Genomic DNA, 16,111 nt, shown 5'->3' with positions numbered 1-16,111 from the left:
CTCAATCTTATAGTTGGAATTTGGTCTTCTTAACTGCAGTTTTAAACAAGAACATTATCGCTCCTGAACTAAAAATATAGCCAAAAATGTCTAGTTTGCAGCCACTTTTTAAGTGCGCTCTCAATAATAAATATCTCGAGAAAATGGTGCAGAAAAAGGTCGCTAATCTTACTCGATGCTGTGATTTAGGTCACGCCTAAAGGAGATGATTTCATGCTTTTTTTCTGTTTTCGCCAGTGCAATCAAACTGTCAAAAATTCATGGTTAATCTATAGGTAGCAGATTGCTGCTCTCAAACGAATACACCATATTCACTCGTAACGATATGGTGCTGTTCCTCTAGATGAAGTTTAGGTGAGTAGTTGACTATCACCAGAATCAGATACTAATCTTTATATGAGCTTTATCTACGTTCAATGAATGCAAGGCAAGCCGCACGTCGGCAAGGAGATGCTATGGGCGAGACCAACCGGAAGCTATTTGTTTTAGACACCAATATCCTACTTCACGAACCCTTCGCTATATTTTCTTTCCAAGAGCACGATGTCGTTATCCCCATGACAGTGCTAGAAGAACTCGACAGAATCAAAGACAGTAAAAGAGACGTTGCTCGAGATGCGAGAATTGCGATTCGAACGCTCGAAGACCTGTTCAGGGAAGCCACACCAGACCAAATATCGGAAGGCATCCCTTTTTCTAAAGACATAAATGCATCTGGCAGTATTTCAATACTCGCTGACTACGAACTTCAAGAAAGCATCAAAGCCTTTGCCGATGACAAGGCGGGCGATAACCGAATCCTCAACGCTGTCCTCTATCTTCAAAATAAACGCGCACCACGCGAAGTGGTTCTCATCACCAAAGACATCAATATGCGTTTACGAGCAAAAGGCGCCGGTGTACGTTTTGTTGAAGACTATCAAACTGACCAACTGATTGATGATATCCAATACCTCACCAAAGGCTTCCAACAACTGGAAGGCTCATTTTGGGATGGTATCGATAATGTCGAGAGCAGAAGTTTAGGCGGCAAGACGCTGCACACCTTAGCAAGAGCGCCGTTCGAGCCAACCTTCCTCAACCAATATGTGATTGACGAAGAGAGTGATTTTGCCGCTCGAGTCGAGGAGATTGAGCCGGAAAGCATTACGCTAAGAGACCTCAGCCGCGAAAGGCTGATGAATCGCAGGGCATGGGACATCACACCAAAGAACGTTTATCAAGGCATGGCGATAGATGCGCTGCTCGACCCTGATATTGATCTTGTGATTCTCACTGGCGCGGCAGGTAGTGGTAAGACACTGCTTGCTATGGCTGCTGCACTTGAACAAACCATTGAGCGCAAACAGTTCGATAAGATCATCGTAACCCGCAACACCCCTGATATTGGTGAATCGATAGGTTTCCTTCCGGGTACAGAGGAAGAGAAAATGTTACCTTGGTTAGCCGCAGTGACCGATACACTGGAAGCGCTGCACAAGAACGACCACTGCACAGAAGGCTCGATGAAGTACATCTGTGACAAAGCCAATATCCAGTTCAAATCAATCAACTTCATGCGTGGCCGCTCGATTCAAAATGCCTTTGTGCTTTTGGATGAGTGTCAGAACCTCACCGCTTCACAGATAAAAACCATCATCACCCGTTGTGGTGAAGGTACTAAGATCGTCTGCTCAGGTAACTTAGCGCAGATAGATTCTTCTTACCTAACCCCTGTGACTTCAGGCTTAACCTACATGGTTGAGCGTTTTAAAAACTTCGAAGGCAGTGCCAACATCCACCTCAATGGTGTGGTGCGTAGCCGACTAGCTGAGTTTGCGGAAGAGAACATGTAGTGACTCTATACGCTCACTGAATCAGTAATCTAAAAACAAAAAGCGCCTCACATTGGAGGCGCTTTTCAATTTAATATTTTGAAGTAAGTCGGCAGAGGTTAGTCTGAATTACTCAGTACCACCAACGGTTAGCGAGTCTAGTTTCAATGTTGGTTGACCAACACCCACTGGCACACTTTGACCAGCCTTACCACACACACCCACACCACGGTCGATGCTTAGGTCGTTACCCACCATAGACACCTGCTGCATCGCTTCGATACCAGAACCGATTAGCGTCGCGCCTTTCACTGGGTGAGTGATCTTACCGTTTTCAATCATGTACGCTTCAGACGCTGAGAATACGAACTTACCTGATGTGATATCGACCTGACCGCCACCGAAGTTCGGTGCGTAGATACCTTTCTCAACCGTCGCGATGATCTCTTCCGGTGTGTGTTCGCCCGGTAGCATGTATGTATTCGTCATACGTGGCATTGGAAGATGCGCGTATGACTCACGACGACTATTACCTGTCGGTGCTACACCCATTAGACGAGCGTTCAGCTTATCTTGCATGTAACCTTTTAGGATGCCGTTTTCGATTAACGTATTGTACTGACCGTTAACACCTTCATCATCGACGTTCAATGAACCGCGTAGATCCGTTAATGTACCGTCATCGACAATCGTACATAGGCTTGAAGTTACTTGCTCACCAACTTTGCCAGAGAATACTGACGACTCTTTACGGTTGAAGTCGCCTTCTAAACCGTGGCCTACCGCTTCATGCAGCAGAACGCCCGGCCAACCAGAACCAAGAACCACAGGCATGGCACCAGCAGGCGCTGCAACCGCTTCAAGGTTAACTAATGCTTGGCGAATCGCTTCATCCGCAAATTGGTAAGCAACTTGAGTGCCTTTGTCATCACTTAAGAAGAAGTCGTAACCAAAACGGCCACCACCACCAGCGCTACCACGCTCACGACGATCACCCTTCTGTGCAAGTACGCTAATAGACAAGCGAACCAGCGGACGAATATCACCAGCGTAAGTGCCATCAGTCGCAGCAACCAGCATCTGCTCATGCACACCACTTAAACTCACCGATACTTCAGTCACCATCGGCTCTTTAGTGCGAATGTAAGCATCTAATGATTTTAGTAATTCTGTTTTCTGCTGTTTTTCCCAACTCGCAAGCGGGTTAACTGCATCATAGTAAGCTTGATTAGAGTTGCGTTTGAACGCTTGAACCTTGCCGTTTTGACCTTGTTTAGCAATACCACGAGCCGCAATTGCGCTCTGCTTAAGACCATCCAATTGGATTTGGTCAGAGTAAGCAAAACCAGTCTTTTCACCAGATACTGCACGAACGCCAACACCGCAATCGATATTGAAAGAGCCGTCTTTAATAATGCTGTCTTCTAGCACTAAAGATTCGTGCCAGCTTGACTGAAAGTAGATATCAGCATAATCAATTTGGCGGGTAGCAATACTCGCCAATGTATCTGCGATATTTTGCTCCGTAAGCCCTGTCGGGTTCAGTAGCGCTTCTTCAATTTGATTAATGCTCATAGATGGCTCTTGTTTGTAATTAAAATTGATTGGTAAATCGAGAGTGTTGCGCGATGGGCATATTTTGCCTAATGGACTCGCAACTGGATGTGTCTATCTCAACCACCATACTTTTAGGATCTTGGTCTAACTGTGCGACCACTCGTCCCCATGGATCAACCACCATTGAGTGTCCCCATGTTTCTCTTTGGCAAGGGTGTTTTCCGCCTTGACCTACCGCGACAATCCACGACTGTGTTTCAACCGCGCGGCATCTTAATAGTACTTCCCAGTGCGCTTGACCCGTTACCGCTGTAAAAGCCGCAGGCACCACAATGATTTGTGCCCCTTGCTTACGTAACTCTGAATACAAGTGTGGAAAGCGCACATCATAACAAATACTCAAACCTAAGCGACCAAAAGGCGTTTCCGCTGTCACAACTTGGTTGCCCGGAGTGAAAATATCCGACTCTCGATAGCACTTATGGGCGTCAGCGACATCCACATCAAACATGTGTAGCTTGTCGTAATGAGCAACGAGGCAACCAAAATCATCAATCACCAAGGTGGTGGTCGTCACTCCGTTAGTTGTGCTTATCGGCATACTGCCAATGACGATCCAAATTCTGTGAAGCTTTGCTAGCTCAGAGATTTTCTTTTGCAGTGGGCCATCATTAAAAGGCTCAGCACACTGGTGATAGTCGGCTTTACTGCCAAAAACTAACGCGTTTTCAGGGCAAACAACCCACTTAGCCCCCAACTCTTTGCACTTTGCAACTTCTTGAGCAAGGTACTCAAAGTTCAATTCAGGGCTGGGGCCAGATGTCATTTGAATCAACCCAACACAATCCATGTGTATCGCTCCTCCATTCATTATGATTCAGAAATCAGCATTTCACCGTATATTCGCTGACTCGGGCATAAGGTATTTTCGGCTAATTTAAGGCCTATTCGGCTAATTTTCTCAGCTTCTCTGGCAGCTGAAACTCGCCAGAGCTACGAGAAAGTTCGCTCACCGTTGGTGAATCCAATGGTCCTTTCACCGAATAATTTACTTGGGTAAAGACTTCCACAACTGGCGAGATAACCGTGGTCACCGCCAATACGTACAGCGCTGTTTGAGGGGTTACCGCAAAGGCCGTTAATACGGGAATACCCGAGGTAATATCTGGGGTAAAGTTCACCTCAGCATCAACCTGACGCGTGTTGAGGTTAGCGATACCTTTGATTTTCATCTCACCTGCGACCGCATCCATGTTCAGATCATTGGTCAGGAAGATACCATTTTGAATCTCGCCCGTTCCGGTGATGCTGTTGAAGGCCATACCTTTATCAAACACATCTGAGAAATCGAGCTGCATCTTACGGATGATCGAATCTAGGCTAAACAGGCCAAGTAATCGAGCTGCGCCGCTCACATCCGAGATAATGCCTTTACCAAACTTGGTTTTAACGTTGCCATCAAGGGTATCCATTTTGATTCCCCAAGGCGAACCATCCCAATTTAGTTGACCTTCCAACGCGAATGGCGCTTTTTGAATCCCGGAAGTAATACCAAAGCGCTCCATGAGCTCGCTGTTGTTTTCACCTTCAACATCAACGGTTAACGATGAATGACTCTTGTCACCTTGCAGTTCCCACCAGCCACTCACATCCGCTTTGTTACCGCCGCTTCGCACCTGGATTTTGTTCCACTCGATACGATCTTCGTTCCTCGTCATTTCAACATCGACCTTACCCACCTTGTAGCCTTGCAGCCAAAAGTCGTTCAGCGTCAGGGTCAGGTTTGGCATCGCATCGTGGATCTCTCTATCCAATTTGGATATCAATGGCGCAGCTTGTTCTTTACGTTGCAGCAGTTGCTGATCTTGGTTGTTCTTATCACTCCACTCAGGAACAAACAGATGCAGACGATCCAGTGAAACTGTCAAATCATAAGGAGGCAGGTAGTTAATATCCCCTTCTAGCTCTTGGCTAGACACTTCCATTTGCCACGCCTGTTTGTTATTACTAGCACTAAAATCGACGTCATTCCAAGAGATACCACCCAAGATCAGCTCTTTACTCTCAAAGGTAATACGGCTTGGCGCAGGTATGGTTGGCGTGTTCATTTGACTAAGTACAGCCGTTGAAGGCTTTACCGGTTCCATTACAACCGATAACCAATCATCGGCATTGAATTTGTCTGTACGAATCAGGGCGTGATGGCCCACCACCGGGCTAATTTTGTAGCCACCGCGACCAAGCACTAAGTTGGTCGCCGTTAACTCAGGCACGTCGCCTGTGATATCAATCTCAGCTTGGTACTTGGTGTTTGGCAATTGCAGGCGCGCGGTAATCGTCTCTTGGTTACCCGATGCCTGTAGCCTTGCAGAGCCACTTTCTAGTGATTTTTTCGCCAATGGATATGGGTAATCACTCGCCAAGTATTTTAGGTCTGACTGTAAGTCTAGTTGGTAGGTAAAGCCGATATCATTCAGCTGGATATCAATCTGGCTTTGCCATTGCGCATGACCTGATAAGCGGCTTAACCATTGCTCACCGATGTAAGGTTCTAGAGGCTTGACGTCCCAATCACCTAACACATCAATATCAACTGCATAGCCAGGACCATCATTAAGGCCCTTAAAATCAAGCGAGATACCTTGGTTAAGCAGATCCGCAGCGAGGCCATTTGCCGTCACTACGTCATTATCAAATTCAATTCGACCCGTGGTGTTCTCGAGCACCATTGGCGGCGCTTCAATCTCAACATGGTTGCCACTTAAGTCGGCGTAACCCCATGCTCTTGCTTCTTTTTCAGAATCAAACGGAATATTCAGCTGGAACTCCGAAGAGACATCACCACTCACTTGAAGTGCGGTTAAGGCTGCGCCTACCGAGCCCACCAGTGGCGAAGACGTCATGTAATCGCGTACTGCGTTGCCAGACGCCGTCGCTTTAGCTTCAATTTCAATATGGCCGCCTTCCCCTAAATAAGGAATGCGTCCTGTGATTCGATCTGCCGTCACATCCATCAGTTGAGCTGAGCGAGAATCCAGATGCATCGCATCATTTTCAAACAACAAATCAAGCTGAAGATCAGTAATCAGTGGCCACGCGGTATCAAAGCTGAATTTCGCATCTTCTAAGCCAACCCAAACCTGGAAAATACCATCGTGGTTAGTGTATGGGTATTGAGACAAATCACCATGCCACAACAGTTTTACGGTATCCGCTTTACCGGCTTGAATCGCAGTTGAAAGGTAGTCTGTTAGATCTTGCCCAAGAGCCAGTGTAGGTAAGTAGCGCCATGTTTCACCGACATTGTAAGCGTCCGCTTCGCCGTAGAAGGATAAAAACGGGCTCGCATCTTTTGGGAAGTCTAAGCGGAATGCGCCTAGTACTTGTAAATCGGGGGTGGCAGCTGTGATTTTGTCTGACCACAGCTTCCAGCCGTTTTCATCTTGCTGCCAAACAATATCAACCTGACCTTGTTTGATATTCAAAGGCGCTTGGAATACGTCACCATAAGGGAACACATCGTCAATAACATGCAGGCTAGCTTTCGCTTCCGAGGCCGAACCAAACACACTACCAGACACTTGGCTAAAGCCTGGGACTAGTTCCCACTGCTCGATAGCAAGATCAGAAAAACTGGCTGAATAACGTAAACTGTCAATTCCCGAACCCATGGAAACACGGATATCAGAAACAGAGCCGCCCGGCGCCAATACGTTAATCATTTTGGTTGATTGTTCAGAGTCAGGCAGCAGCTTAATCAACGGAGTAATAGTCGCAATATCCAGCTCAGAAATGTTGAGTTGCCATGGACCTTGATTCCACTTGAACGCTACGTCGAGTTCCGGCCAAGGTGTGTCATCCGTTCTAAGGTTTAGTGAGTGACCATTTACTTGCCAACCATCATCAGTCGGCGACAACTTAAAGACACCGGACTCAAGCATGAGGTCATGCTCGCCATCTTCGTTCCACGCCAGTTCTGAGGGTAAAACCTCAACATAAGCGCTCACTGGCTTGCTATTTCGCAGCGTAAGCCAGCTATTCAAGCTCACAGTACCCGTTTCAATGCCGGATTCCGCCTGCATATAATGCGTAAGCCATGGCTTAACAGAAATGCTGTCGGCACTGACATAAAACTCACCAGTCACATCAGTCAGTGACCCACCATCAATAAAGTTAGCACTCACTGACAGAGAGTTTAGATTGGCATCTTTGATACTCACCACACCTTCAGCAAGGTGATGTTTGTCTGAATTTTGCCATTTTAAGGTTTCTATATCGAGCTGACGTTCTTCACCCGAAACAGAGTGATAAAGAATAGAAGAATCTTTTGCAGTTACATCGACGAGTGTTTTTAGCAGTAAATTATCGAGCTCTTGTATCACTCGCTTGGAAGACTCGGGATCTGTAGGTTCGTCTTTGCCATTTTGTCCGGCAAACAGATCAATTGAGCGGATATCAAGATACATTTGATTCATGACTAGATCGGCCACAACCGGGCGCATCTGCACGAGCGATTGAATCAAGTCAAACTCGACTTCAACACGCTCAACAGAGAAGGTCACATCTTCTGCATTGGGGAGGCTAGCTTTAACGCCTTGCAGAGCAATAGAGGGGTGAGTGTTACGCCAAAAACCGCCCACGTCTTGAATCGAAAAATCAAAACCGGAGTGTTGGTTTACCCAAAGCTCAATTTCAGATTGATACTTGTTTAAATTGGGCAAGGCTACACGCAGTGTAGTAACGGCAATGGCTAGCGTTACTAAGAGAGTAACCACTAACCATAAACATGCACGTAGAATCAGAGTAACGCTTGAGCTCACAAAATTTCCATTACATCATAACAACATCAAACTGCTCTTGTATGTACAGAGGCTCAGCCTGGATTTTAACTTGCTTACCAATAAAGACTTCAAGCTCCGCAAGCGCATGAGATTCATCGCCCTCTAACGCCTCAGCTACGGCAGCTGCCGCATAGACCACAAATTTATCGGCGTCGTACGCACGATTCACTCGCGTGATCTCTCGAAGAATTTCATAACAAACGGTTTCAACTGTCTTCACACTGCCGCGGCCTTCACAAGCAGGACAGCTCGAACATAGGATATGCTCAATACTTTCACGAGTACGTTTACGAGTCATCTCAACCAACCCAAGCTGCGTGAAGCCATTAATATTGGTTTTCACACGGTCTTTGTCGAGCGCAGCCTCTAAAGAAGTTAGTACTCGCTTACGATGTTCCTCAGACAACATATCAATAAAGTCGATAATGATGATGCCACCTAAGTTACGTAGACGCAGCTGACGAGCAATCGCTTGAGTCGCTTCTACATTGGTGTTGAAAATCGTCTCTTCTAGATTACGACGACCAACAAACGCGCCAGTGTTGATATCAACCGTGGTCATCGCTTCAGTTTGGTCGATAATCAGATATCCACCAGACTTTAATTCGACTTTACGATCCAATGAACGCTGAATTTCGTTCTCGGTATCGTACATATCAAAGATAGGCTTATCACCTTCATACAGCTCAAGCTTGTCTGTCAGCTCAGGCACGTATTCAGAGGTAAACTCTTTTAGGTTTTCATATTCTAGACGAGAATCGACCTGAATCTTGCTCAGCTCAGTACCGACGAAGTCACGTAAGATACGTTGGCTTAAGCAAAGCTCACCATACAAACGAGTACGCGCCTTGTGCTTACCACGACGCTCTAATACTTTTAGCCATAATCGCTTCAAGAATGCGGCATCTTGTGCCAACTCATTTGAATCTGCACCTTCTGCTGCTGTGCGGATGATGAAGCCACCGTGTTCGTCACAGTAACGAGACACGACTTTTTTAAGACGGTTACGTTCAGACTCGCTGTCGATACGTTGAGATACACCAACATGACTTGCGCCCGGCATAAATACCAGATAACGAGACGGTAGAGTGATATCAGTGGTTAAGCGAGCACCTTTAGTACCAAGAGGGTCTTTGACCACTTGCACCACAATGTCTTGCCCTTGACGGACAAGCTCTGAAATATCACGAACCTGAAATTGTTTCTTTTCGTTTTCAGCGACACATTCAGTGTGTGGGACAATATCAGAGGCGTGTAAAAAAGCTGCTTTCTCAAGGCCTATATCCACAAAAGCCGCCTGCATTCCCGGAAGAACACGGCTTACACGTCCTTTATAGATATTTCCTACGATACCGCGTCGAGCATCTCGTTCGACATGGATCTCTTGAAGAGCCCCCCCTTCAATCATGGCCACACGAGTTTCACTCGGGGTCACGTTCAGCAACAATTCAGCACTCATGGTGCACCTCAGATTAGTAATTATAAGAATTCTTGCAGTAGCTGGTCCGTTTCAAATAAAGGTAAGCCGACAACGGCGTAATAACTACCTTCGATTCGGGTGACAAAGCGTCCGCCCAAACCTTGGATCCCATAGCTACCGGCTTTATCGCATGGCTCCCCTGTTTGCCAGTATTGTTCTATTTCTTTTTCACTGAGGGGTTTAAACCATACGTCGGTAATAATGATTTCTGTTCTTTGTTTTTCTTCTGAAACCACAGAAACCGCCGTCATCACTTGGTGACGTTCATTCGCTAACTGAGTAAGCATGCGCTTAGAGTCAGCAAAATCGGTGGGTTTCTCAAGCACTTGCCCTTGGCTTACGACGACTGTGTCAGAACCAAGAACGACTATATCAGAGCCATGATCTACAGTATCAGAACTAGGAACGACATGCTGCCTTTCAGAAGGGTTATCTTTCAATAAAGACAACGCAGCTAAAGCTTTATCTAAAGATAGTCGCTTAACATATTCTTCGGCGGTTTCTTGAGCGTGTTTACACTCTTCAACATCGGTTACGAGGACAGAAAACTCATAACCGAGTTGAGATAGCAATTCTTTGCGGCGTGGAGAGCCGGATGCCAAAACTAAATGTTTCTTTTCCATCGTCACGCTACCTCACATGCCAATGGCGACGCACGCGTCTCATTAATAAAAACATCCAAGGCCAAAGTATACAGTTTATCAATGCGCTCCATAACGATAACGGATTGAAAACAACATCTTGGATCAAATATTCACCAAAGAAGATCAACACCTCAAACAAGACCGTTAACGCGGCAATGATCATCGCTTGCTGCCATAACGCCATGTTACGAATGACGAGGAAGTTCATCGCAATAATGTACATCACTATTGCCATCATCATGCCTCGAATACCCAGAGTAGAGCCGATCAAAAGGTCCCACAATAAACCTAAAATCAAAGCACTACCCACGTTAACACGATGCGGTAGAGCCAAAACCCAGTAACACGTAACCAGCAGTAACCAAGATGGTCTAAATAAATCTAAGCTACCAGGCCAAGGGATCGTCTGCAGAATCAGTGCTATTAAAAATGAGCAGAAAATTACTACCTTGCTTCTCAAAACGCTATTGGCCATCTTCGCCCTCTAACAATGCTTGTTCTATGCTCGATTGATCCGCTTGCATCTGTTTGTTTTCATCAGGCCATACAAGCAGCAGGTATCTGAGCTTATCGAACTCAACCACAGGCTCTGCTTTAATCACAGCGAACTCACGTTTCGGGTCGTAATCAACGGCCGTAACATAGGCGACTGGATAACCTTCTGGATATACCCCACCAAGACCTGATGTCACCAATAGATCTTCTTCTTGTATATCGGTACTGGTTGGAATGTGCTCTAGCTGGATCTCATCAATCATGCCATTGCCCGAAGCAATCACACGGATGTCATTACGAATAACCTGAACAGGAATCGCATTGTTTGCATCAGTGAGTAGTAATACACGACTATTATGAGCAGCAACGAAAGTGACTTGGCCGACAATGCCTTTTTCGTTGATCACCGGCTGACCTTCATACACCCCATCAATCTGACCTTTGTCGATCACGATTTGATGGCGATATGGTGAAGTGTCTACCGCCATAACTTCTGTGACGACTTTCTTCTCATCACGGATAAACGGCGAGCCTAACAGCTTACGAAGGCGCTTGTTTTCTTCTTGATATTGCTCAAGCAGAATCAGCTCGCTCTTCAGACGCAAGACTTCTCGTTTAATATTATGGTTAGATTCAATTAACCCTTTGCGAGTGCTAAAACGGTCGTAAACACCATCGAACATAGTGCGAGGCAAGTTGGCTGCATATTGAATAGGCGCAACCATGCTGTTTAATAGATAGCGAACATTTGAGAAAGCATCTAAACGACTATCAGCCAGCATAAGGCTGGCTGATAAAATTACAGCAAAAAACAGGCGCAATTGTAGAGAGGGACCTCTACCAAAAATTGGCTTCATTCTATATTTGGTCCTAGAGCTACATTTGATCCTATAGACAAGGTCCTAGGCTCTTTACATAAAACTAGATAAGAAAAGAGCCTAACACTAGATATTATTCTTCGCTGAACAGATCGCCGCCGTGCATGTCGATCATCTCTAGAGCTTTACCGCCACCTAGAGCAACACACGTTAATGGCTCTTCTGCAACAACAACAGGGATACCTGTTTCTTCTGTTAACAGGCGATCAAGGTCTTTAAGCAGTGCACCACCACCTGTTAGTACCATACCGTTTTCTGAGATATCAGAAGCCAGCTCTGGTGGACACTGTTCAAGTGCAACCATGACTGCAGATACGATGCCAGATAGAGGTTCTTGAAGTGCTTCAAGGATTTCGTTTGAGTTTAGGCTAAAGCTACGAGGCACACCTTCAGCAAGGTTACGACCACGTACTTCGATCTCTTCGACTTCATCGCCAGGGTAAGCTGAACCGATTTCGTGTTTGATCTTCTCTGCTGTCGCTTCACCGATCAAGCTGCCGTAGTTACGACGAACGTAGTTGATGATCGCTTCATCAAAACGGTCACCACCAATGCGAACAGAAGACGAGTAAACCACACCGTTCAGTGAGATAACCGCAACTTCAGTAGTACCACCACCGATATCAACAACCATTGAACCTGTTGGCTCAGAGACACGTAGGCCAGCACCAATCGCAGCAGCCATAGGCTCATCGATTAGGTAAACCTCACGAGCACCAGCACCTAACGCTGATTCACGGATAGCACGACGCTCAACCTGTGTTGAACCACAAGGTACACAAACCAAAACACGAGGACTTGGTTTAAGCACACTGTTGTCATGCACTTGTTTGATGAAGTGCTGAAGCATTTTTTCCGTTACGTAAAAGTCGGCAATTACACCGTCTTTCATTGGACGGATCGCTGAGATGTTACCAGGCGTACGACCAAGCATTTGCTTAGCAGCGTGGCCAACAGCAGCGACACTCTTTGCAGAACCCGCACGATCTTGGCGAATAGCTACAACTGAAGGCTCATCAAGAACAATGCCTTGGCCTTTTACATAAATAAGGGTATTGGCTGTACCTAAATCAATCGATAGGTCGTTTGAAAACATGCCACGAAGTTTTTTAAACATATTCTTCGCTCATCCTGCAAGAATTAGAAGACAAAAATTGCACTAAATGTACCAATGCCTTGCTGTTACGGCAAGGCATTGAAGTGCAAACATGGACTGAAACCCGCAATTTCTTACAGATTCCTAACTTAAGGGGCAAAAATTATATTATTACTGACCTGTTAAGCCACTTTCACCTCGGTAGATCACACGATCGTTACCGCGGTAGATACCGAATATACGTAACACTAATAGGTGGTACTAGTTTTGTTCACTCCACCAAATCACTCGATCACTCCCCCTATACAAACCAAAACGAACTTCGTACGATATAGTATCGTCAAAAATACCATCTTGGTTATAATCGTTTCTCAACCACGGAAACAACTCAAATCCAAGCGTACTTTCTAGAGATCCTCGATTCCCCTCACCAGGCGCACTGTAAGATATATATCCCTGGCCATACTGAAGAATAGGCGTCGACTCTATGGTGGCAGCGGTAACACCACCTCCAACGGGTAGAGCACTTGAGTCATTACCAACATCAAAGCTCAAATCCACAACCGAAAAGTCACTGCAAGAGTCACTGGTATTCGTTTTAAAGCTTAAACCGTCAAAATAGTAGCTTGTTACAGCGGATTGCACCCTTGAGGTTTCAGGGCCAAAAGTATCTGCTAGATCTAGGTATCCCCAACGTTGACGTTGTGAATCTGAAACTGAAAAATCAAAACCGGAGCAAGAAGAACTTCCATTCGTTTGATAACAAACACCATCAAGATCTTTTGTGTCATTAACAGCTAAACGAACGACAACCCCTTCATTGATTGGTCCTAAGGAGGTTAGCGGTTTCACATAAGCTATTTGAGCCTCTTCTAAGCTTGCCAATTGAAGGTTAGATTCAAAAGTGACTTGTCCCGGCCAAGCAAAACCTTGGGTTTTAACAACTTTACTGGAATCGGTATCAATAATTGACAATGTTGAACTTTCTGCCCAGAAAGTTCTAAAGTCCCAAGGATTAGCATATCGCCACCAACCGTCAATTTTATAATTGATCGTTTCTTGCTCTCCGTTACTGCCCACGTTATCAAACGACCGTCCAGTAACCGTTAATTCAGGTAAGCGACTAAACTCCATCGCTTGTCCTAAATACGTAAATGTTGAACAAGCTTCAGTAAAACTCGGTGTGTTGCCATTCAGATGAAGATAATAAGGTGTAAACCGCCCCACAGAACCAGTTTGTGCACCTTGAACTGTAAATGAGTTGCTGCCTAAGTAGGAAGGTAACTCTTCAACTAAAAAGTTAAAAATACCTACTTCAGAAACACTTTGAGCGACAGAGTTAACCCCAGAACTAATTGCGGTATGACTGTAAGAAACATTACCAAGTAAACCAGGTTCTGTACCGGTAACTACTGGAGCCTTAAGTTCATGACTCAAAGAAATATCTTGTGAGCTAAAGTTAGGAGTAACTACTCCAGTATCGCCGGAAGCCCAAATATTTAATGTAAAAGCCTCACCGGCTTTCGCAAAAACGGAGCAACTTAAATCTTCAGTTACACAGGAACCACTATTTCCAGCCGTATTTTTAGCTTGTATATTGAGCTGCTTAGGGAAGCTTACGAACTGGGTACTCCCTTGCATATCCAATCCAAGTTCATCATCAGAACCTTCATACTGAGCATTAAGTTGTAACTTTCCTGCGTCAATATAACTAACATCAAACTCTGCTTCCCCATAATTATCAAAATCAACGGCAAATACTTTTGGGGAAGCGCTGTTCATTGCCAGATCTTTTTTAACACTGCCAACTTCTAAACCAATAATAGGACTACCAATAATGACAGAAGAATCGGGGGTAATGTACTTACCAAAGAATTCGATATTCTTTGAAGTGTTCTGGAAACTTGGTAAACACCTTTGAGCATCATCAGAGCTTTTGACCGCTTTAATATGACCAGTTACTGGCCTGTTCGCTATTTTGTCGGGTACATCTAAGACAAAACCACTACTAAAAAACTCAATGTTACAGTTGCCGCTTCCCAGACCACCTCCAGCACTCGAACATAATGTTTCCCCTCCTGGTTTGACCGCAGGATCAGAGTCAATAACGCCAATGCTCAAGTTACCCGCAGTATTCTTTCGAACTGAATATATTCCTGTACCGCTAGATAACTGAATTTGATTACCACCAACCCAACCTCCACCACCTGCTACATTTGCAGGAGATAAAGTGACATCAATATCTCCTGTCACCAGTTCTGAACAGGATTCATTAGCACATGCACGAACCGTCACTTCTTCAGCGTTGCACGTAAGTTCGCTACCTGAATGCTCAAACTCAAAGTGATCGATAGAATCACCTGGTACATATGAACATAAGTGCGCCTGGTTATATAATTGGAAAATTTGTTTATTCGTTAATGGCTGTTCAAAAATTTGAACTTCATCGATATAACCATGAAAAGCCCGCCCTGAAAAATTCTGGTCTTGGCCTATCTGTAAAGGCTTAGTATTATTTACTAGCTTTCGATTTGCATTTATTAAAAGTTCGCCCTGTTCCTCTCCATTAATAAATATGCTAGCCAGAGATTTATTATTACTATAATTTTCCGAGTCATATCTAAGCGTAATAAACGACCAACCATTTAATGGAATGCTAACTTCACTTGTTAATGTTCTTGTTTGAGCATTTCCGTTCCCATTTTTGTTTTTATCTTGCCACCACCAGAATATTTTACCACTTGAGTTTAAGTGAAACTCATAGTTATTATCTTTCGATAAAATAGAATACAAACCGGATGTAGGGTAACGAACGGGCTTAACCCAGGCTGATATTGTGAAGTTTTTATCTATATTTAAAATATTATCATGTGGTATATTAATATATTGATTTGAATCATTATTAAAGCCTCCGAAACCACAAGTTCCAAGAGAATCAATAGTTGGGATCGCAGATAATTCAGATGCAGGCTCTGGTGTTGCTCCATTCACCGATTTACCATGTAATTGGTTACCAGAGCTATCTACTACCTCATTGTTCGAGCCATTCCATGTTGTTTCATCTAAATGATATAAGGCAATCGGATCGGGTAGTGCTTCTATCCCACACGCACTTTCTGGCACGGTTTTATACAAACAAGTACCATCAACCACCGTTCCATTACTGACATAAACCGTCCCCCAGTTAGGTTGCCCTGCTTTAACATCACCAATAACATAAGAGTCATCGAGTTCTACAGTTTCAGAAGAACTCGTAATGTCACCAGAGACTTGGGAGCCCTCGATAACAATTTTGTTTGTAGTTGA

General features: G+C 44.9%; 10 protein-coding genes. 1 reads left to right on the top strand and 9 read right to left on the bottom strand.

The genetic code is table 11. From position 1 onward, the window contains the following. Positions 1–455 precede the first annotated feature (455 nt). Complete coding sequence (locus AB4482_RS01765) at positions 456–1,835, top strand: PhoH family protein (protein ID WP_017062953.1); 1,380 nt, start codon at positions 456–458, stop codon at positions 1,833–1,835. A 108-nt stretch (positions 1,836–1,943) separates the two neighbouring features. On the opposite strand, the gene tldD is transcribed toward AB4482_RS01765, so the two are convergent. The 9 genes from tldD to AB4482_RS01720 all read right to left on the bottom strand — a co-directional run. Then, positions 1,944–3,389, bottom strand: coding sequence for a metalloprotease TldD (tldD, locus tag AB4482_RS01760; protein WP_372180453.1), 1,446 nt, complete (start codon positions 3,387–3,389; stop codon positions 1,944–1,946). A gap of 19 nt (positions 3,390–3,408) precedes the next feature. Beyond that, on the bottom strand, positions 3,409–4,221 hold the full coding sequence (locus AB4482_RS01755; RefSeq protein ID WP_017061365.1) for a carbon-nitrogen hydrolase family protein: 813 nt from the start codon (positions 4,219–4,221) through the stop codon (positions 3,409–3,411). A gap of 94 nt (positions 4,222–4,315) precedes the next feature. Beyond that, positions 4,316–8,191 (bottom strand): YhdP family protein, encoded by a 3,876-nt coding sequence (locus AB4482_RS01750; RefSeq protein ID WP_372180452.1) that lies wholly within the window; start codon positions 8,189–8,191, stop codon positions 4,316–4,318. A gap of 10 nt (positions 8,192–8,201) precedes the next feature. Beyond that, complete coding sequence (gene rng, locus AB4482_RS01745) at positions 8,202–9,671, bottom strand: ribonuclease G (protein WP_017061363.1); 1,470 nt, start codon at positions 9,669–9,671, stop codon at positions 8,202–8,204. Between the two features lie 20 nt (positions 9,672–9,691). After that, a complete protein-coding gene (locus tag AB4482_RS01740; protein WP_017066953.1) occupies positions 9,692–10,315 on the bottom strand; it encodes a nucleoside triphosphate pyrophosphatase in 624 nt (207 codons plus the stop codon). 7 nt (positions 10,316–10,322) lie between these two features. Further along, positions 10,323–10,811 (bottom strand): rod shape-determining protein MreD, encoded by a 489-nt coding sequence (gene mreD / locus AB4482_RS01735; RefSeq protein ID WP_017061361.1) that lies wholly within the window; start codon positions 10,809–10,811, stop codon positions 10,323–10,325. Beyond that, the gene (gene mreC / locus AB4482_RS01730) at positions 10,801–11,688 is read right to left on the bottom strand and encodes a rod shape-determining protein MreC (protein WP_372180450.1); all 888 of its coding nucleotides are present in this window, start codon (positions 11,686–11,688) and stop codon (positions 10,801–10,803) included. The genes mreD and mreC overlap by 11 nt, the downstream gene beginning before the upstream one ends. Before the next feature lie 94 nt (positions 11,689–11,782). Then, positions 11,783–12,826 carry a rod shape-determining protein gene (locus AB4482_RS01725; RefSeq protein ID WP_017062957.1) on the bottom strand — a complete coding sequence of 348 codons (1,044 nt, stop codon included), beginning with the start codon at positions 12,824–12,826 and terminating at the stop codon, positions 11,783–11,785. Between the two features lie 240 nt (positions 12,827–13,066). Then, a partial coding sequence (locus AB4482_RS01720) for a DUF6701 domain-containing protein (RefSeq protein WP_372180448.1) occupies positions 13,067–16,111 on the bottom strand: 3,045 nt, incomplete at its 5' end.

The organism is Vibrio sp. 10N.222.55.C7 (genome assembly GCF_041473335.1).
Lineage (GTDB): Bacteria > Pseudomonadota > Gammaproteobacteria > Enterobacterales > Vibrionaceae > Vibrio > Vibrio crassostreae_C.
This window is presented reverse-complemented; position numbering and strand designations above follow the sequence as displayed.